Origin of the sequence: Celeribacter litoreus (genome assembly GCF_020165855.1) — a bacterium.
Lineage (GTDB): Bacteria > Pseudomonadota > Alphaproteobacteria > Rhodobacterales > Rhodobacteraceae > Celeribacter > Celeribacter litoreus.
On sequence record NZ_JAIUFY010000015.1, the window covers coordinates 49,333 to 67,218 of the forward strand.

Consider the following 17,886-nt stretch of genomic DNA (forward strand, 5'->3'; position numbering starts at 1 on the left):
GCCAATCGTGGCGTAGCCCAGTAAAGCAGACTAAAACTTTGACGGCGCTCGGGAAACTCCCGGGCGCCGTTTTGTCGCAGGGCGCGACACATTTCAGACACATTCTTGCCACGGGGATGCGCGGGTTGACCGATACACCAAAGTTCTGCGAGTTCACGTCGTAGAGAGCGCAGGTCCTGACTTCGATACGGACCAAGGCGTCAAATCGAGAGGCAGGAAAGATGACTTCTTCTAAACGTGTGAGCGTGGCATTTGCCATGGTAGTGGGGCTGTCGACTGTTGGTGCAGTCGCTGAGGTTACTCCGGGATTTGATGAGCAAAGCCCGACCGTCGTGAAAACGTCTGCGGGCAAAGGCTCCGCACGGTTCGACTGGCTGAACCAAGGCAAAAGCGCACCTGTGCAGCAGGCATCCGTATCCCCGTCTCTTGGCGTTGGAAGCTGGATTTGCTCCCCCTCCGGTTTTGGCTCCAAATCGAAATGTTTCCGCCGCTGATCCGGTCTTCGATCTTTTGAACAATCGTTGAATGAAATGGCCCTGATTGCGCATCGTACGAGGTTGCAGGGGCCACTTTTCAGAGGTTGATTTCTAGAGCGAGTACACCTGATGCGGTTCCGGAATTTCGACGCTCATGCCGTCGAGCGTTTCGGCAAACGCAGTCATCGCCCGCATTTCCCCGTGAACGAGGAATACGCGTCCGACCCCTTCAATTTGCCGAAGCCAGCCACGGAGATCATCTGCATCCGCATGAGCGGAGAACCCGTTGATCGTGTGAATCTTGGCGCGCACCGGAATTTCGTCTCCGAAAAGCTTCACCTGTTTGGCGCCGTCGATGATGATCCGCGCGAGGGTGCCTTCGGCGGCATAGCCGACAAAAATCACGCTGCAATCTTTGTGCGGGAGGTTGTGACGAAGGTGGTGGCGGACGCGACCACCGGTGCACATGCCGGAACCTGCCATAATCACTGCGCCGGACCGGATGCGGTTCAGAGCCATAGAGTCTTGCGCCTCACGCGTGAAGTGAAGCTGCGAGAGGGCAAACGGATCTCCACCCCCCTTGATCGTGAGGCAAAGCTCGGGACGTAGCGCGTCTTCGTGCCGTTTGAAAATCCGTGTTGCTGAAATCGCCATGGGCGAGTCGAGAAAGACTTGCATCGACTTGCGCAGCCGCCCCGTGTTCATCCCACTTCTGAGATACCAAAGCAGTTCCTGTGTCCGTTCGAGCGCGAAAGTCGGGATGATCACGTTCCCGCCGCGCGCGTCTGCATCATTCACAGCGTCAAAAAACTCTTCGATGGAGGCCGCAAGGCTTCGGTGGTTCCGGTCACCATAGGTGGTCTCCATGACGACAATGTCGGCGGCTGGTGGCGGCTTTGCGTCGGTTAGGAGAGGCCGGCCTACCGGTCCGAGGTCGCCGGAGAACAGAATGCGCTTTTCCTCACCGTGTTCGGAGAGTGTCAGGAGGATGGAGGCCGATCCGAGGATATGTCCTGCATTGTAGAAGCATGCCGTGATGCCGGGGAACAGCTCTATGGGGGTCTCGTAATCGGCAATCCGCCCGAACCGGTCCACGGCGTCGAGCGCATCCATCGTGTCATAGAGCGCCTCAAACCGGTCCCCGCGTTCGCCGTGCCGGTGGTGCCTCCGTTCGGCCTCTTCATGCAGGTGCGCCGAGTCCATCATCACGAGCCGCGCGAGATCGCGTGTTGCCGCCGTCGAGATGATCTCCCCCCGAAACCCGCGTTTAACCAACAAAGGCAACCGCCCACAGTGATCGAGATGAGCGTGCGTGAGCAGGACCAAATCAATCTCTGACGCCGCAAATCCGAACGGAGCTGAGTTGTCTTCATGCAGGCCTCTGCCGCCTTGGTGCATGCCGCAGTCGATCAGGATTTTGCGACCCTGACATTCAATCAGATGACAGGACCCCGTGACCTCTTGGGCCGCACCGTGAAAGGTGACTTTCATGACGATCCTCCTCCTCTTGGGGCGCCAATGTGTGCGAAGACTCAGCGTGGCCAGCCTCCGCATACTCAGTCTACGCCGTTTTCGGAACAAAAGCGAAATTCCGCCTCGATGCGCTTCTCTGAGGCACATCATACGCGGCGCGGCCGTTCCCGTGTATACTCACGGCAGTTTCCGCGGGGGAGGAGGCGCCATGAAACGTGAGTTGCCGAAAAATGACGCCGTGCCAGAGGTCGAGGAGCCTTTGGAAAATGAGGGCCAAGGCGCCGAGCATTACAATCTGCTCGACCGTTATGCGCAGGCGACGCTTGCCCAAATGACTGCGGGCATATCGCCGTATTCCTACAATCAGGCCTTCATGGACTGGCTCGTCCACCTCAGCCGCGCACCGGGGCGACAGGCGGATTTGGTCAACCATGCGCAGGAAAATGCGTTAGGCCTCGTCCGGCACGGCTTTAACGCGATGACCGGCGGGGATGAGCCGCCGCCGTTCAAGACGGGCGTGAACGATCACAGGTTCGTGGACGAGGGATGGCAGCGTGCGCCTTTCACGTTCTGGCAACAGGCCTTTCTCGCCACTCAGGACTGGTTCGATTATGCCGCACGTGACTTTCGAGGCTTGCGCACGCAGGATGCGGATCGGGTCCAGTTTATGTATCGCCAATGGCTCGATCTGATCTCTCCGTCGAACTTTCCTTGGATGAACCCAGAAATCATCCAAACAACGATGGAGCAGGGCGGACGGAACCTCGTCGAGGGTGCCGCGCATTTCTACGATGACTTCATGCATGTCATCACCGAAGAGCGCCGCCCGCCGCCTGAAGGATATCGTCTCGGAGAAGACCTCGCCTGCACGCCGGGGTCTGTGGTCTTCCGCAACGATCTGTTCGAACTCATCCAGTACCCACCGCAGACCGAGAGCGTTCACAAGGAGCCGATACTTTTCGTGCCCGCGTGGATTATGAAATACTATGTGCTCGACCTGTCGCCGAAAAATTCGATGATCCGGTATCTGGTCGAGAACGGTTTTACGGTCTTCGTCATATCGTGGTGCAATCCCACCAAGGCGCAGGCGGATCTGTCTTTGGAAGATTACCGAAAGCGGGGCGTCATGGCGGCGCTGGATGTGATCAGTGCAATCGCTCCAGGGGAGAAAATCCACACGAACGGATATTGCCTCGGTGGAACCATCCTCGCGATCACGGCTGCGACCATGGCGCGGGACGGAGATGACCGCCTCGCAAGCGTGACCCTGATGGCAACGCAGGTCGATTTCAGCGAGGCCGGTGAGTTGCTTCTGTTCCTCGACGAAAGCCAGGTTGCGCTGCTCGAGGACATGATGTGGGAGCAGGGGTATCTCGACCGGCCGCAGATGTCGCGCATCTTTGCCGTGATGCGGAGCGAAGACCTGATCTACACGCGCGCGGTGCGTCGCTATTTTCTCGGAAAGGATGATCTGCCAACGGATCTCGGTGTCTGGGCGTCCGATACAACGCGGATGCCTGCACGAATGCACGGTGAATACCTCCGCGGACTGTTCCTCGAAAACCGGCTTACGGCAGGACGCTTCGCGGTCGAGGGGCAGGTGATCGCGCTCAAGGACATCCGCGCTCCCATGTTCATTGTCGGCACTGAAAGCGATCACATCGCTCCGTGGCAGTCGGTCTATAAGACGAGCCTCTTCACCGATAACGACATGACACTTGTTGTGACAAACGGTGGGCACAACACCGGCATCCTGAGCGAGCCGGGGCACCCGTCACGTCACTACCGGATCGCCCGCCGCAAACCGGGGGCGGCGTATATCGCGCCAGATGACTGGTTTGCAGAGCAGGAACCGAAGGAGGGGTCGTGGTGGTCCGCGTGGTTGAAGTGGTTGCGTGCGCGAAATGGCGATGAGGCCGCGCCGCCGTCGCTTGGCGCAGCCGAGCAGGGCTATCCGATCATCGAGCCTGCGCCCGGCAGCTACATTCACCAAGGCTAAAACGACGGACAGGTCTCTGTTCCTGCTGGTCATGGCTGGTGCTATGATCAGCGGCAAGTTGGATCAGTCGATATTCTAATTGCGGGAAAAGATGGCAAACAAACATAAGGTGAAGCGCGCATTTCGGTTTTCGATTTATACCGGAACAGCAGCTGGCCCCCTGACGCTTATATTTTACTTCGGTGCGACATGGGAAATCATCCCGATGAATATCGCAATGTTTCTGGGATGGGTTTCAACTGGTTTGTTTGCTGTCTCGTTTTACGCCCTGTTAAATGGCGTGTTTATGCCGATCATCGGTGGATATCTTTTCGAGAACGTTTTTAGTGAAAGCCAGCGAGACCATCTCCGTCGATCAAAGCTTCAAAGAATGTTGCTGCATCTCGACGAATATGAATGAGTTTTGAACCGGCACAGGTTCGTAAAGCGCGCTTTTGCTATTTCCCTCTGCGACTGTCAAAGCCCGAAACGCGGGATCCATCGTCCGCATTCGCCTCTTTTCGTGCAATGCCCGCGTGGTCCGGTCAGCATAATGAAACAGCCACATCCGCTGTGTTGGGGCGGTGGCACAATATTCATTTGCTGTTTGGGAAATTTGGAGGCGAGTACCGGAATCGAACCGGTGTACACGGATTTGCAAAAGGTATGCACATGAATATACTTATGAAAAATAATTAGTTACAATGTATTGTAACTAATGTGCACTAAATAGTGCACAAAAATGTGCGCCAGATGCTGTTTGGCTTTTGAAGCGTTAGTTTGCACAAAGCTCTGCAAAAGCATCACTCGAAAATTGCGTTCGAATAATGCAACATGTAACACATCCGTTGAGCAGTAGGGAGACAACAGTTGCAGAAAAATGTAATCCAACACGGTGACGCACGGAATTTGCTCGCAGGAGTTCAAGAGGCGAGCGTAGCACTTAGTTTTTGGTCACCGCCATATTTTGTTGGAAAGGAATACGAGCGCGACGCAACGTATGAGAGTTGGCAGGAATTGTTGAAATCAGTAATCGCGGGTCATGGTCGCGCGTTAAAGCCTGGTGGCTTTATGGTTATTAACATCGCGGACATCCTTTGTTTTGAAGACCCAAACATTCCGAGATTTCAGTCAATGAACATTGCACGGCAAAGGTCGCCAATTACGCGAGATATGGTCCTCGATGCAAAAGCAGCACATCCGAATTTCAATAGAAACCAGCTTGCAGAATTGTTGGGGTGTTCCGAGCAAACAATCGACCGCAGACTGAACGGCAACAATATCAGGGGCGGCAAGTACGCTACACAAACAAAAGTAAAGCTTGTGGGCGGCAACTTAGAAAAATATGCGGAAGAAGTAGGGCTATACTTATACGATAAAAGGGTTTGGGTGAAAGACGCTGCATGGGCGAACTCCAAGTGGGTATCAAACTCGTTGAAGGCAGTGTCAGAAACAGAGGACATTTACGTTTTTTGGAAGCCTGGCGAAACAGTAATCGACCGAAGTAAAATTCCGCAGAAAGAGTGGAAAGAATGGGCTAATCGGCAGGTTTGGTATATCGACTCTGTCCGTAAAAACGACGACCACGAAGCCAAATTCCCTCTTGAATTGGCAAGCCGAGTAATTCGGCTTTATTCAAGTGAGGGGGATTTGGTTTTGGACCCGTTTATGGGGTCAGGAACAACTGCGGTCGCTGCACTAAACTGGGGTAGAGACTTTCTCGGTTTTGAAAAGGAACGAAAGTATGTCGAACTCGCAGAGCGTAACATCAAGTCTTTTCTCGCGGAGCCTAGGCTAGCGTTGTAGTTCTGACACGCCAATCTGCGATTTTCGACAGCAACTCAAAACTAATTCTTGCGCGAACTTTTAACGGGTCTTTCCCTTTGTCGTCTTTGCCTGGAAACAGCAGGCTGGGATGTTGTTTTAAATAGTTAGGTGACACAGTAAGAGGGATCCCGTTTGGAATGGTGATTAAAGATACTTTCGACAAGGGTTGTCCGCTTTCACCAATTCCTTCCTGCAAGGACAGCATTTTATACACTGGTTTTATAGCCATCATGATAACGGGCGCCACCGTTCCGTCACTCAAAACATACAGTGGAGGGATAGAACAGTGAAAAGGATGTGAAGTACGCTTGCCCGTCGCAGTTAGAATTGAGTTTGAGATTCCTTCCGCGGGTGAATTCCAAATACCGTCACCAGAAATCTGATTGTGGCTCATAACCGTGTGTGAGAAGTCATCTCTTGGACCGACTGACTTAATGTCAATGAACAGCCAAGCAGAGGCAGTTATGCCGTTTGTGATTCCTAAAATATCATTTGAAGAGACAACGTAACGTTGGTCTGGACCTGTAGGCAATCCTACATCTCGCGGTTGATACCCTTCTAAAAAGTCTATCACTTTACTTCCGAGCGCGTGTTCGCCAACCTCAATCCACGGAAACTGGTCTCCTACTGGTGCTCGACCACGCTTTTCTGGTGGATAGTTTTTCCAAAATGCATGTAGGTAGCTCGCCTCATCGTAGTCTCGGCGGATTGCAACCATATGTTCCTGAAGTTTGTTGAAAATTAAGTCAGAGAAATATTTTTCTAGTTCGATAAGAGTCGATGGGTCCGCTACAAATTGGTTCCGTGCTTCGTTATATATTTTATGTTGGAATTCTTGGTATTTCTCAAACATTTGTTCCCCACACTTTTTTGCAGGGATGCCATGTTTCAAATATTAAGGCAACTCTCTAGACGGCTAACTTCGTCGCATTGAGTAACCATAGGCAAGCGATAGTGCATTCACTTTAATCACACGAAATCAAATTAATTCAATCGCGTTGCGCAGCTTGCTTTCGTTGTAATCAATGTAACGCTGCGTCGTGCTGATGTCCTTGTGCCGCGCCAGCGCCTGTATCACCCGCACGTTCACGCCCTTGTCCGCTAGCTCCGTCAAAAACTGCCGTCTACCGCTGTGCGAGCTGGCACCTTTAATGCCAGCAAGTGCGTAGAAGCGAGCGAACAAGTTGACGATGGTTTGCGCACTAAAGCCACCATGTTTTGCGCTGAAGAACAACGGCGCGTTTTGTTTACTGATATGGCGAGGGTAGGTGGCGGCATATGAGGCAAGTGCTTTGTGCAGTCGCTTGCTTACAAGCACAGTGCAAGCTTCATCACCCTTTGTCTGCGTAGCTGCCAAATACACCGTGTCACGGGCATTGCCGTCCGCATCAAACACGTCTCCAACTTTCAGTGCTGCAATCTCACATGCGCGTAACCCAGCAAAATAACTGAAGGCGAAAATTGCACGGTTTCTTGCGCTGTAACGATGGGCATCTAAAAGCGCGTTAACACGTTTTTGCTCTTCGGGCGTCAGTAGCTTTGCTTGTTTCATGTCTCACCTAAAATGTGTGGTTTTGTCATAATCCATTGTAAAACCACACATTTTAGGAAGCGACCGAAAAAGGCAATGAAGTTAAGTCTTTGTAATTAAATGCCGTTCTGTGAAGATGTTGGATATTATTGAAAGTCTAACATTTTTTATTTGGCGTCTCCTCGTCCGCAACTGCAGCGATCCTGTGCTTCACAAGTAGGTAGACTTCCAATTGATCTTTGATGAAGCCAAGTGTTTTGATGTCGCCGTCGATAATGCTGCCAAGTTTCTTGCGTTTGAGATGAGCGAGAGCAATTTTGACTTTTACATTATTCAAGCATGTAATCGCTGTTGCAACTGTCAGGTCGTTTTCTTTGTTCTTCTGAACTGCATACCAACTTCGGCTGCGCCAGCACCAATCTGTGCTGAACTGTTCGGCTGTATCCACAAGGTCTTGCTTGCGTAGTTGTAAGTAAATTTCTTCCATCAAAAGCATGGTTCACTCCTTAAATATTCGTTGTTTTGCTTTCTGCATTGGCATCTTGTTTGGCTGATGCTTCGCATCAGCCGCTGACGTAGCTAATTGCAACGCTGTCGCTCCGCATACGCCGCGCAGCACATTCTTCTGCTTAAATCTTTCACAAGATAATTTGAGTTATTTGGGTGGCTTTATTCAGAGCCAATAGATCACGCCTGACTTTGGCGTGATCTATCAGCACGACTTTATTCGTCGCGTTATAGGCTACACTCACCAAACCGCATGGGAAGAGCAGGTTTTGCTATCGTCTCTATTACTGGGGCATCATACGCACGCACTGGAGCTGGTGTAGCAAAGCTGTTTCCAGCGCGATGACGGGAACTGCAGTGCAGCGTGTCATTCCGTCTCACTAAATTCACGCATTTCTGCGCTACAACCATTCCGACAACAGTAAGTGCAGTTCCGCATAGGCGGCGCACTTTGGGCATCCTGCGCGCGATGGCAGGGTAGACTGTTGAAGCGCATAACTGACAATGCGCTTGTGCTCCGTCTCACATCAGAACGGCTACACAGCACGATTATAACTGGCGTGCTAACCTTGTGGTCAGTTTGTGGTGCAAGCAGCGGGTGCCTTAACTTGCTAAGTTATTTATCATCTACGCGCAGATGGCGCGTGATTGCCCGAATATTTGGGCTTTTTGGGTTTCGATGGCTCTGCAACACGGACAGGCTTTGTCGGCGGTTTTGGATCGACCTCAGTCTCTCTCCTCTTCGCCTTCTGTCTGTTCTGTGCCGCATCACCCTCTCGCACCTCACTGCGTAGCTGCATGGCAAACTCAGCGGCGGTGTCGAGCAGCACTCGTGCTGTCTCTAACCTTTGCCGCCTGTTCATTCGGTTGTAGCTCGCTCGCAGCTGGCGCATGGTCACTTTCAAATCATTTGGATGCATCGTTTCGTCCTCACGTCAGTATTTAGCTTTAGCGGGCTAAGGAGTTTGGAAACGCGGGCAAAAGCGGGCAGTATGCGTGAGCATTGAAGTCAGCGCGCTCGTTCTCCGCGTGTCTTATAGCGTTTCGGCGCTTTGGTTCCCTCATTGCGAAGCGGAAACTGTCCCTTGCCAACATTGTCGATGTAGTCTTGTGCTGCGGTCAGGTAGCGATTGACCGCCATCACTTGGCGCCGTCGAACCTCGTTCTGAACGTCTTTGTAGGGCAGATCACGCCGCTTGAGCGTTTCGACAGTTTCACCGTTGACGACACGGTTCACATACACCCCTGCCAAGTCGGCAATCTCATACTTCTTCTTTGTTCGACCATGTTCGATCCATGCGTCCCAAACGCGAAGAGTTTGATAGAGCGAGACGAGGCGAACGGTTGCCGTAACCGGATATCGTGCGCGGCTGACCCGTCGAGCCGCTGCAACGGCACCTTTGTGCTCTTCGAGTAAGCGCCGGAAAGAACGCACGAGGTAAGCAGTGCGAACTTCAAGCGGAATTTCGACAAGGAGAGTATCTGAAGGTTGGGTGTTTAACACCCTATCTGCGACTTGAAGTGGACGCGCTTTTGGCTCTGCGAACAGATACTCACCGCGCGTTTCCTGGTCGTTCATTTTCGCCGTCCACCAAGCCCAAAATTCACTCTCAGTGTAGCTGTGGACGTCTCCAAAATCGGCGTAGAGCTTCTTGTAGCGCCCTTCGCCGCCGCGCTCACAGCAATCCCTATATCCATCGTGTCGACGCAGGAACTCCCACCAAAAATAATAGACCGAGCACTGCCATGGCTCAGCCCCATCAAAAGGCGGTTGGATTCGCGCGAGTCGTTTTGACAGGAACTCTCCAGTCTTTTTTGAGCGCCGACCTTTAAACGGTGGCGCATGCATAAAGAATTTGCGCCCAGATGAAGGTCTATATTCTGATGAAATATCATTCATATTAGTATGTTACCTGTAAAACTATCTCATCATATGTTGCCAATATCACTTCACGGCACTGAGTAGTCAAGGAGGGTATCTTGTAGATGTTGCTGGTGATTAAGCCGCAACAAACGGGGATCAGCCCTACAAACCCAAAGTTCTTTAAGAAAGGAACACACAATGACTACGAAGATTGAAAACACTGAGATCAACATTCAGATCGCAACCAAAGCTGTCACTGATCTCAAGAAACTGCGTAAGCAGTTCGCCTCTGCTGACCAACTGCTGAGCCGTGCAAATAAGGCTGTATACGCCGTTCTGAGTTCAGCGTTTGACGTGCTTGTCGCCTTGAAAACAGCTGAAGAGCCTAAGCGTGTCCTCCAGACCTTTGAGCAGCAGCTTGAAGCTATGACGCGTGATAAGAAAGCGAAGCATGCAATTGCGTCCACTAGCCTTGAGCTCAAAGTTATCCGCTTTGTGTGCGGGGAACTGAAGCAGAAGCGTGAGAGCACCTACGCCCGCGTGCTGCGCGTCGCCTTTGCAGAAGAAATCCACAACAAAGACTATTGCTTCAAAGATTGGATTGTCGCTGCGGGCGGTGTCGACGAAGTGCGCCGTAGCGGCAATGGAGAGCCGCGCAAAGACTATGCAGCAATCGCCCGCGATGCCTTCAAGTCTATTGCTCCACTCGCGCCAGTTGCAGCTGCGCACATTAAGCGTGCTGCTGAGAAAGAAGTAGCTGATACTGAATTTTGCGTCGCAATCCTCCGCAAGAATGCTGACGGCAGTTTCGGCATCATCTCGACCGTCGACAACGCAGCGCTGACTAAGCAGGCACTTGCGCGAGCTGGCAAGGGACTGGCTGACGCAGAGGAGCTGGCTAGCGCAGCGGAAAAGCAGCGTGAACAAGAGCGGGCTGCAAGCGAAGCGACGCAACAGCTCGCGAGCAGCTCTACGACTGAGCAGAAGGAGGCTGCGTAATGACGAAGCAATGGGAATGCGACGAGCAAGTTCTTTTTGATGAGTGTGTCTTTGCAGATAATTACGTCGAACAAGAGGTGCGGGACTTTTTAAGTCCCGATACCACCGACAATCTTCTGCTCTGGGGACTCCCTGGCACCGGTAAAAGTACTGTGGTGAAAGCAATAGCTTTCGAGAGATACGGGACAACTGACTTGCAAGAACACGGTGTGACTGTCTTCAATTGTAAGGACAAGGAGCAGGCAAAACGCTTCAACAGCAAGTTTCTCAGAAACAGTTTAGATTTTGCGTGCCTTCACTCAGATTGTCCACTGTATATCATTGATGAGCTTGATGAGTTGAGCGATGCGCAGCAACGAGAACTGACCGCGTTCATCGACTTCAGCAATTCAGGGCAACTGCGTAGCATGGTGCTTGCTACAACGAATGTTGATTTGCATGACCAGACGGCGAGGGAAAAAGCCTTTTCGTCAGCATTGCTTAGTCGCTTCAACACCAAGCTCGAAATGCGCCAGCAACCACCCAACCGATTGTTGGCACTCGCTCAGAAAATGCTCCACCGCGCGGGTGTTGCATACGAGGATGAAGCACTTCTGGAAGTGCTGAATATGCACTGCGACCTAACTTCGAAAACTCTCGACATTCGAACCGTGCAAACAGTCGTAAACAAGCTGATCCGACGCCGAAAAGTTCCGAGCGAAAACCCACCGCCAAAGCCAAGCTTGCGGCTTGTGTGATCAAAGCTACAGACCCGCGCCGGTGCGCGGGTCTCTTCGTATTTGTCTGAATTAGATCGCATTTTTTAATAGAGGACGCAGGATTGAGTGAGAAACTCAAGGAGCAAGAAATATGACCAATTTGTCTAAACTCACCGTCAAATCCGTTGTCCGTGCTTGCAAACAAGACCCTATTCAGCAGCGCAGGCAGAAGCTTGTTGCTGGTATTGAAGAGCAGATGAAAGTTGTGGAGGCTGCGTTGAGGGGCGAAAGCTTTGAAACGGCGCGCAAGACTTGGGGAAAGAACGAGCACGGTGAGAAGGTGTTGGTTGAAAAGTTGCGCAAAGTTCGACCGTGGTTTTTTGAACAAGACGGCGGTTGGTATGTGCAGTGCAAATACGGAAACAAGGCTCTTGTGCTTGGCAAGGGTAATGCGGTGTTTGTGAAGGCGCTGAAAGACGCGGGCGCTGCATTGGAAACGTTGAGAGCAGCTGTTCTGGCTGGTGAGCTGGATGCCGTGATTGCAGAAGCAGTAAAACGCAAGGCAGCTTGAAGCTGATGCGGCTAGGGTAGCAATTCGCTCTAGCCGTTCAATATTCGCATCAACGTTTCAGTGTTAATCAGTTCACCGTTCTTTGCTGCAAGCGCCTTCAACGCAATCTGTTCCGTTACAATATAGTTTTGTCGTTCAACGCCCAGAGCAGCCAACAACCCTGCCTCGTCCAGTTTGCCAGTAGCCAACATCTCAAAAGCAATTCCTACAACATTGCCGGCGCCTGCATCTGTCGCTGCGTCAATTTTTTTCCGTCTGTTGCGCCCGCTGTGCAAATCAGCATTTAGAAGGGGGCTTACTTTGCTGTAGTACTTGTCCAACATCGCTGTGCTGTTGCCTAATTGCTTGCTCAGCACGTGTGTGCTGACGCCGCGCTTTAAATCTTGCGTCGCGTAGTAATGCCGCCAGCTGTAAAGCGTTCTCTCTTTTCCGTCCGCACCAACTTTCAAGTTCAAATCGTCTAGCAGCGCATTAAATGCGCGGTTTAAGCTGGCGATGTTGGCAACTTGTCCCAAGCGCGTTGTGAACACGTATTCGTCGCTTTTGGCTGCGAGCAAGTCTGAGAAGGTGTCGTGGCTTAGTGCTGGGTTCAGCTTGCTTTGTCTATCCAAGTAGCTTTCGACGCGGTCTCGTGCCACTGCGCCTCTCTTGCGCGTTTTTCCGTCAACATTCACCACCAAGTATTGCTCGCCAGCGCTTTTCTGCCATTCAATGTTTCGCCACCGTAGCCCAAGCGCTTCTGTTCCATGTCGGACGCCGGTGTTTGCGAGAAACAAGACGTAGTTCCGCAGTACCTCTCGGGTTGCTGCTGCCTTCTTGTTGTCTGTCTCTTTGTGCCAGCTGCGCAGAGCTGTGTAAATTTTCGTATACTCTTCGTTTGAAAAGCTTCCCCTGCTTTGGCTTTTGATGCCTTTGTTGAGCAGGGTGGGACGCATTGACTTGACCAGCCAGCCTTGCAGCTCCGCTTCGTCGAATACTCTGTTAAGTGCTGCGTTGTGATTGTTGATGCCGCTCTGTGAAAACGGCTTTTTGTTGTGCTGTGTACGCCAAGCATCAAATGCCGTCAGTGCAGCCAAATCTATCTTGTCTACATCCGTGCTGCCAAAATGCGGAATGAGCCAAATGCGAAGTGCCGAAATGTAGTCTCGATATGCTTGCTTGCCCGTGCCGTTTTCTAATGTCTCTTGCATGCGTTTGATGGCATACTCGGCGACGTGTTTAAATTTGCGGGTTTGTGCGGGAAGGTTGTTTTTGATGCGGGCTTCGGTTTCGTAATAAAGCGCAATTGCCCTTTCTTTTGCTTCCTCCAAGTCGTCTGTCTTGGTGCTCTTTACGATGCGCTTTCCATTGTCCAACGTCAAACGTGCATACCAATTGTCACTGCCGCGTCGCTTATCCAGCCTGAGTTTTTTGTGCACAGGTATCGTGCTTACGCCATAGCTCATCGAAAAACGTCTCGTTAAGTGCCTGTCCAGTATGCACTATACGGATTTTCCTGCGAAATCGCAGCATAAACTGCACGCGGATTGTGTGCGATTTGTGCACGAGATGAATCAGGCTAAATCTTGTGGGATTTTGGGGATTTGTGCGGTGGGGGCACAAGATATTGGAGGCGAGTACCGGAATCGAACCGGTGTACACGGATTTGCAATCCGCTGCGTCACCACTCCGCCAACTCGCCGAAATGGTGAGGCGGTGTCTATACCAAGCGGATGACCTGCGCAAGCCGCCTTTTGACGCTTTATTGCACGTGCAAAGTGATGTTGCTCCTTGCGAACGCTTGTGGCAAAACAGGGCGCGAAAGCCCTTGAACGAAAGAGTTCAGCCGATGCCTGATTTCGCACAGCTCCGCACCACTATGGTCGACACCCAGGTCCGTCCCTCTGATGTGACCAAATATCCCATCATTGAAGCCATGCTGACTGTTCCCCGCGAGCAGTTTGTTCCTGACGCGAAACGCGCGGGCGCTTACGTCGGTGAGCATGTCGATCTCGGCAATGGTCGTGTCGTCTTGGATGCGCGTGTTCTCGCGAAAATGCTCGACTCGCTCGACATTCAGAAAGACGAGCTGGTTCTCGATCTCGGTTGTGGCCTCGGTTACTCCTCCGCCGTCATCGCGCGGATGGCCGAAGCGGTGATCGCGGTGGAAGAGGATGAAGAGCTCGCTAAGGAAGCTGCGGCTGCTCTGACGGCCAACGGATCCGACAATGTTGTTGTGGAAACTGGCGCGATTGCAGCCGGCGCTGCAGCGCATGGTCCATACGACGTCGTAATTCTGCAAGGTGGCGTTGAGGAATTGCCGGATGGCATTCTGTCGCAGGTTAAGGAAAATGGCCGTATCTGTGTTATTTTCCTCGACGGAGCCCTTGGCACTGTGCGTATGGGGTACAAGATAGACGGTAAGATCACTTGGCGTATGGTGTTCAACGCAACCGCGCCTGTGCTTCCCGGATTTGAAAAACGCGCGGAATTCGCGCTCTAAAAAGAACGTCTGAGCGGCCGGGAAGGCCCCGGCGTGACAGCAGAGGGGCAATTGAGGCCGATGAGCATGAAAACAAAAATCCGTGGCTACCTTTTCGCAGGGGTGGCTTCCACGGGGTTGGGTCTGGTTCCGCTGGCGGCGGTTGCGGAAACACTCGGGGATGCACTGGCATCTGCATATAAGAACTCTGGCTTGCTAGAGCAAAACCGCGCCACGCTGCGTGCGACTGACGAAGGTGTCGCCCAGGCGCTCGCCGCCATGCGTCCCTCGCTCACATACTCTTATCAGCTCGGGAAGACGCGGGCCGTTGATCCGAGCGCTCCGGCCGCAGGCAAGGTTTGGAGTGATCTCGAGGATACGCTCTCTTTCGTTGCGTCCATGGATATCTACACCTTCGGGCGTAACCAGCTCTCTGTCGATGTGCAGAAAGAAGCTGTGCTTGCGACGCGCGCTGCGCTCGTGAATGTCGAGCAGGAAGTGCTCGCGACGGCTGTCGATGCCTATATGGGTGTGCGTGAGGCGCAAGCACTCGTCAATCTTCGTGGCAGCGCAGTCCGTCTGAACCAGCAGAACCTTCGCGCCGCTCAAGACCGTTTCGATGTCGGTGAGATCACGCGCACCGAAGTATCGCAGTATGAAGCGCAGCTCGCTTCTGCGCGCGCGAACGCCGCTGCCGCGCAGGGCGAACTCTCTGCCGCGCGCGAAGCTTATAAGGTTGCGATCGGTCATTACCCCGGCACGCTTCAGAGCCCGCCTGCAGTGAAGCTTCCTGTGTCGAGCCTTGAAGGCGCTGTGAGCACAGCGGCGAAAACCCATCCAGGCATCATCGCGCTTCAGCATCAGGTTGCCGCACAGGACATCGCTGTTCAGATCGCTGAGCGCAGTGTTCTCCCGACTGTGTCCGGTACCGTGACCCAGACCTACTCTGGCACTGGCGTTACGGATTTTGGTGACAGCGCGACATCCATCGGCTTGGGCATTGGTGGTACGATTTACTCTGGCGGTGCCGTGACATCGGCGGTGCGCGAAGCTATTGCCGGTCGTGATGAGGCGCGTGCCGCACTCCTCCAGTCCAGCCGTGAAGTTGAACAGGGTGTCCGCACGAACTGGGCCATGCTCTCCGTCTACAATGCGTCCGAGGAAGCTTCCAACGCTTACGTGCGTGCGCAACGCGTTGCCTATGATGGTGTGAAGGAAGAGGCCGATCTTGGCGCGTCCACCACGCTTGATGTGCTCGATGCCGAGCAGGATCTGCTCGACGCGCAAGTTTCGGCCATTCAGGCGCGCATCGCGCGTGAGACGCAGGCCTATTCTGTCCTGCAGTCCATGGGCCTTCTGACGGTCGAACAACTCAAGCTGGATGTCCCGGTTTACGATCCTGCGGCGTATTACAACGCGGTCAAATCCGCGCCGACGCGCACGGTCAGTCCACAAGGTGAAAAACTGGATCACGTCCTAGAGACGCTCATGAAACAGAACCAGTAATCCAAAAGATGATGAACCCCGCGCCAGAAAATATTCAGCGCGGGGTTTTTTTGTGCCTTCTTGTGCGCGCATCGAAACACGTTGTTGAGTGTCGTGCGTAACGTAGATAGCATCTCCTATAAGTTGATTAGGGAGACATAATGTCTGATCCAGCGTCGAAACAAAGTGCCGCTGAGGTTCTCGCCTCAATCCGGCGTCTCGTGGCCGAAACAAAAGGAACTGAAGCCTCAAAGAATAAAGGGGCCTCGTCCGAATATTCTTACACATTTGACGCTTCGGAATATGTCGACCCAGCCGAAAGCTCTGCACAGTTTGATAGTCTTTCGGAGCCCGAATCGAGCCAGACAGAAGAATCCCCGGCATCAGATGCTGCGCCTGAAGCAATCGCTCCAGTTGAAAGCTTCGATGACTTCGAGGGGTACGAAGAGGATTCGGATGTAGAGGCGTCGTCTGAGTTTGAGACGGCGGAAACGACCGACACAGGTTTCGATGATATCGACCTCTCTGTGCTTGCCGACGAGGCCGAGGTGTCAGAGACGCCTGCGGATGAGGCCGAGATTGATCTTTCCGGTTTGAGCTTCGAGGACGAGGTGCCGGACCTTGACGCCGCTGGGGACGCTCCAGAGGCAGCAGAGGAAATTGAGACCTTTGCGGCAGACGTTGCTGACGAGGCAGAGCCTGAGCCGTTCGTCCTCTCGTCAGAGTTTCTCGTCCCCGTCGAAGAGGCACAGGACATTGCCCCTAAAGCCCCCGTCGAAGCGACGGAGATCGAAGAGCCGCTGGTATTGTCGCTCGACGATGCTGTTGTGCTCCCGGAGGCTATCGAGGAAGAGGTCCCGGAGTCCGATGCTGCCGAAGCCTCTGAAGCCGCCATCACCATGCCCGCTCTCGAAAATGATGACGAGGGTTACGAGATTGAGGAAGAAGTCCTCGTTCTCGGCGATCAGTTCGCTGTCGAGGAGGACACCCCTGAAACCGCTGAGGCTGACCTGAGCAGCTTCGATGAAGACGATCTCGGGAGCTTTGATGTCGACACGGTTGACCTCGACGCGATCATGTCTGGATACACCGAGGAGGCGAGCGAGACTGTTTCCTTTGACCCGTCTCCGGAGGAAGACGCGGCACCTGTTGCAGAGGAGGCCTTCGAAGAGACGGACGAGTCATCCGCCGCAGATATTTCACTGGAGCAACGCATCGCAGAGTTGGAAGCCGCAGTCGGGGCGGAAACGTCTGATTGGGAGGCGGAAGAAGCCTCCGAAGAGGGCACTGCCGAATTCGGACAAGTGTCCCCGAATGATGAAGCTGACGTGGGGGCGCGTGTCACCGAAATCCTTGCCGAGCGCGAAGATCATGTCGATGCGTCCGAGCCGATCGAGGCTGCGGTGCCAGACGACAGTGCCATCGGCACAGATATGGTCGATGCCCCTGTGAGCGATGACGCGCCCGAGGAGACACATGAACTCCAGCTTGCTGAAGACGATCATTCCGAAAGCGATGAAGAGGGCGCTACCGAGCTCGACGTCGCAGAAGACTCCAGCTCTGTCGCAGGGATTGATGCGGTTGACGACGCACCTGCCGATGAAACTGGTGAGGTGATGCCCGAGCCCGCGCCCTCCAAACCGGAAGCGGTCGCGATCCCTGAACCGCAAGCCAGCCAGTTCGAACGCTTCAGGGCGCGATATGCTTCGCTCGGGCGTCCCGCCCCGACTGTGGCGCCGCTGGCCCGTGGCGGTGAGGAAAGTGCTTCGGACGAGACGGAAAAGCGCGAAACTTTCGACGTTGCCCAACCCGTCTACGGGGCCTTTGGGCGTGCCGCAGAAACCTCTGCTGAGGACGAAACCGCGCGCGAGACCGTCGAAGAGGACGCCGCCGCCGAAGAAGAAATCGTTGCGGTAGAGGAATTGGTGGAGCACTTCGAAGCAGAAGCAGAAGCAGAAGCAGAAGCAGAAGCAGAAGCAGAAGCAGAAGCAGAAGCAGAAGCAGAAGCAGAAGCAG

Annotated in this window: 15 protein-coding genes, 1 tRNA gene and 1 pseudogene; 10 read left to right on the forward strand and 7 right to left on the reverse strand. The window is 53.4% G+C overall.

All coding sequences use genetic code 11. The features are described from left to right. Nucleotides 1-221 precede the first annotated feature (221 nt). Nucleotides 222-494: a hypothetical protein gene (locus LA304_RS16525; RefSeq protein ID WP_224504288.1), complete on the forward strand. Its 273-nt coding sequence runs from the start codon at nucleotides 222-224 to the stop codon at nucleotides 492-494. A gap of 93 nt (nucleotides 495-587) precedes the next feature. On the opposite strand, the gene LA304_RS16530 is transcribed toward LA304_RS16525, so the two are convergent. Then, nucleotides 588-1,967 carry an MBL fold metallo-hydrolase RNA specificity domain-containing protein gene (locus tag LA304_RS16530; RefSeq protein ID WP_224504289.1) on the reverse strand — a complete coding sequence of 460 codons (1,380 nt, stop codon included), beginning with the start codon at nucleotides 1,965-1,967 and terminating at the stop codon, nucleotides 588-590. Between the two features lie 190 nt (nucleotides 1,968-2,157). On the opposite strand from LA304_RS16530, the gene LA304_RS16535 reads away from it, so the two are divergent. The 3 genes from LA304_RS16535 (at nucleotide 2,158) to LA304_RS16545 (ending at nucleotide 5,733) form a co-directional block, all read left to right on the forward strand. Continuing rightward, on the forward strand, nucleotides 2,158-3,948 hold the full coding sequence (locus tag LA304_RS16535) for a PHA/PHB synthase family protein (protein WP_224504290.1): 1,791 nt from the start codon (nucleotides 2,158-2,160) through the stop codon (nucleotides 3,946-3,948). A gap of 91 nt (nucleotides 3,949-4,039) precedes the next feature. Continuing rightward, on the forward strand, nucleotides 4,040-4,348 hold the full coding sequence (locus tag LA304_RS16540; protein ID WP_224504291.1) for a hypothetical protein: 309 nt from the start codon (nucleotides 4,040-4,042) through the stop codon (nucleotides 4,346-4,348). Nucleotides 4,349-4,797: 449 nt separating this feature from the next. Continuing rightward, nucleotides 4,798-5,733 carry a DNA-methyltransferase gene (locus tag LA304_RS16545; RefSeq protein WP_224504292.1) on the forward strand — a complete coding sequence of 312 codons (936 nt, stop codon included), beginning with the start codon at nucleotides 4,798-4,800 and terminating at the stop codon, nucleotides 5,731-5,733. Here LA304_RS16545 and LA304_RS16550 read toward each other — a convergent pair. The 4 genes from LA304_RS16550 to LA304_RS16565 all read right to left on the reverse strand — a co-directional run bounded on the left by LA304_RS16550 (nucleotide 5,717) and on the right by LA304_RS16565 (nucleotide 9,692). Next, nucleotides 5,717-6,607, reverse strand: coding sequence for a BglI family type II restriction endonuclease (locus LA304_RS16550; protein ID WP_224504293.1), 891 nt, complete (start codon nucleotides 6,605-6,607; stop codon nucleotides 5,717-5,719). The two genes, LA304_RS16545 and LA304_RS16550, sit on opposite strands and share 17 nt — an antisense overlap. A 126-nt stretch (nucleotides 6,608-6,733) precedes the next feature. Further along, nucleotides 6,734-7,306 carry a tyrosine-type recombinase/integrase gene (locus tag LA304_RS16555; protein WP_224504294.1) on the reverse strand — a complete coding sequence of 191 codons (573 nt, stop codon included), beginning with the start codon at nucleotides 7,304-7,306 and terminating at the stop codon, nucleotides 6,734-6,736. A 136-nt stretch (nucleotides 7,307-7,442) separates the two neighbouring features. Further along, a complete protein-coding gene (locus LA304_RS16560) occupies nucleotides 7,443-7,781 on the reverse strand; it encodes a DUF6626 family protein (protein ID WP_224504295.1) in 339 nt (112 codons plus the stop codon). Nucleotides 7,782-8,801: 1,020 nt separating this feature from the next. Then, the gene (locus LA304_RS16565) at nucleotides 8,802-9,692 is read right to left on the reverse strand and encodes a hypothetical protein (protein WP_224504296.1); all 891 of its coding nucleotides are present in this window, start codon (nucleotides 9,690-9,692) and stop codon (nucleotides 8,802-8,804) included. 162 nt (nucleotides 9,693-9,854) lie between these two features. Between LA304_RS16565 and LA304_RS16570 the strand changes: the two genes are divergently transcribed. The 3 genes from LA304_RS16570 (at nucleotide 9,855) to LA304_RS16580 (ending at nucleotide 11,924) form a co-directional block, all read left to right on the forward strand. Next, complete coding sequence (locus tag LA304_RS16570) at nucleotides 9,855-10,655, forward strand: hypothetical protein (protein ID WP_224504297.1); 801 nt, start codon at nucleotides 9,855-9,857, stop codon at nucleotides 10,653-10,655. Further along, a complete protein-coding gene (locus tag LA304_RS16575; RefSeq protein WP_224504298.1) occupies nucleotides 10,655-11,392 on the forward strand; it encodes an ATP-binding protein in 738 nt (245 codons plus the stop codon). The genes LA304_RS16570 and LA304_RS16575 overlap by 1 nt, the downstream gene beginning before the upstream one ends. A 112-nt stretch (nucleotides 11,393-11,504) precedes the next feature. Continuing rightward, entirely contained in the window at nucleotides 11,505-11,924 is a 420-nt protein-coding gene (locus tag LA304_RS16580) for a hypothetical protein (RefSeq protein ID WP_224504299.1), read from the forward strand. A 29-nt stretch (nucleotides 11,925-11,953) separates the two neighbouring features. Here the strand turns inward: LA304_RS16580 and LA304_RS16585 are convergent, their stop codons facing one another. Then, nucleotides 11,954-13,369, reverse strand: a complete 1,416-nt coding sequence (locus tag LA304_RS16585; RefSeq protein WP_224504300.1) for a tyrosine-type recombinase/integrase — start codon at nucleotides 13,367-13,369, stop codon at nucleotides 11,954-11,956. Between the two features lie 162 nt (nucleotides 13,370-13,531). Beyond that, nucleotides 13,532-13,605: transfer RNA gene (locus LA304_RS16590), tRNA-Cys, on the reverse strand. Nucleotides 13,606-13,752: 147 nt separating this feature from the next. Between LA304_RS16590 and LA304_RS16595 the strand changes: the two genes are divergently transcribed. The 3 genes and pseudogenes from LA304_RS16595 to LA304_RS16605 all read left to right on the forward strand — a co-directional run. Next, the gene (locus LA304_RS16595; protein ID WP_224504301.1) at nucleotides 13,753-14,406 is read left to right on the forward strand and encodes a protein-L-isoaspartate O-methyltransferase family protein; all 654 of its coding nucleotides are present in this window, start codon (nucleotides 13,753-13,755) and stop codon (nucleotides 14,404-14,406) included. 60 nt (nucleotides 14,407-14,466) lie between these two features. After that, nucleotides 14,467-15,891 (forward strand): TolC family outer membrane protein, encoded by a 1,425-nt coding sequence (locus tag LA304_RS16600; protein WP_224504302.1) that lies wholly within the window; start codon nucleotides 14,467-14,469, stop codon nucleotides 15,889-15,891. 140 nt (nucleotides 15,892-16,031) lie between these two features. After that, nucleotides 16,032-17,886: pseudogene (locus LA304_RS16605) on the forward strand (hypothetical protein); the annotation flags it as partial.

Bases quoted from the DNA above. Each gene is read 5' to 3' on its own strand.
- LA304_RS16525 (WP_224504288.1), top strand. From the start codon at position 222: ATGACTTCTTCTAAACGTGTGAGCGTGGCATTTGCCATGGTAGTGGGG.
- LA304_RS16530 (WP_224504289.1), bottom strand. From the start codon at position 1,967: ATGAAAGTCACCTTTCACGGTGCGGCCCAAGAGGTCACGGGGTCCTGT.
- LA304_RS16535 (WP_224504290.1), top strand. From the start codon at position 2,158: ATGAAACGTGAGTTGCCGAAAAATGACGCCGTGCCAGAGGTCGAGGAG.
- LA304_RS16540 (WP_224504291.1), top strand. From the start codon at position 4,040: ATGGCAAACAAACATAAGGTGAAGCGCGCATTTCGGTTTTCGATTTAT.
- LA304_RS16550 (WP_224504293.1), bottom strand. From the start codon at position 6,607: ATGTTTGAGAAATACCAAGAATTCCAACATAAAATATATAACGAAGCA.
- LA304_RS16555 (WP_224504294.1), bottom strand. From the start codon at position 7,306: ATGAAACAAGCAAAGCTACTGACGCCCGAAGAGCAAAAACGTGTTAAC.
- LA304_RS16560 (WP_224504295.1), bottom strand. From the start codon at position 7,781: ATGCTTTTGATGGAAGAAATTTACTTACAACTACGCAAGCAAGACCTT.
- LA304_RS16565 (WP_224504296.1), bottom strand. From the start codon at position 9,692: ATGAATGATATTTCATCAGAATATAGACCTTCATCTGGGCGCAAATTC.
- LA304_RS16570 (WP_224504297.1), top strand. From the start codon at position 9,855: ATGACTACGAAGATTGAAAACACTGAGATCAACATTCAGATCGCAACC.
- LA304_RS16575 (WP_224504298.1), top strand. From the start codon at position 10,655: ATGACGAAGCAATGGGAATGCGACGAGCAAGTTCTTTTTGATGAGTGT.
- LA304_RS16580 (WP_224504299.1), top strand. From the start codon at position 11,505: ATGACCAATTTGTCTAAACTCACCGTCAAATCCGTTGTCCGTGCTTGC.
- LA304_RS16585 (WP_224504300.1), bottom strand. From the start codon at position 13,369: ATGAGCTATGGCGTAAGCACGATACCTGTGCACAAAAAACTCAGGCTG.
- LA304_RS16595 (WP_224504301.1), top strand. From the start codon at position 13,753: ATGCCTGATTTCGCACAGCTCCGCACCACTATGGTCGACACCCAGGTC.
- LA304_RS16600 (WP_224504302.1), top strand. From the start codon at position 14,467: ATGAGCATGAAAACAAAAATCCGTGGCTACCTTTTCGCAGGGGTGGCT.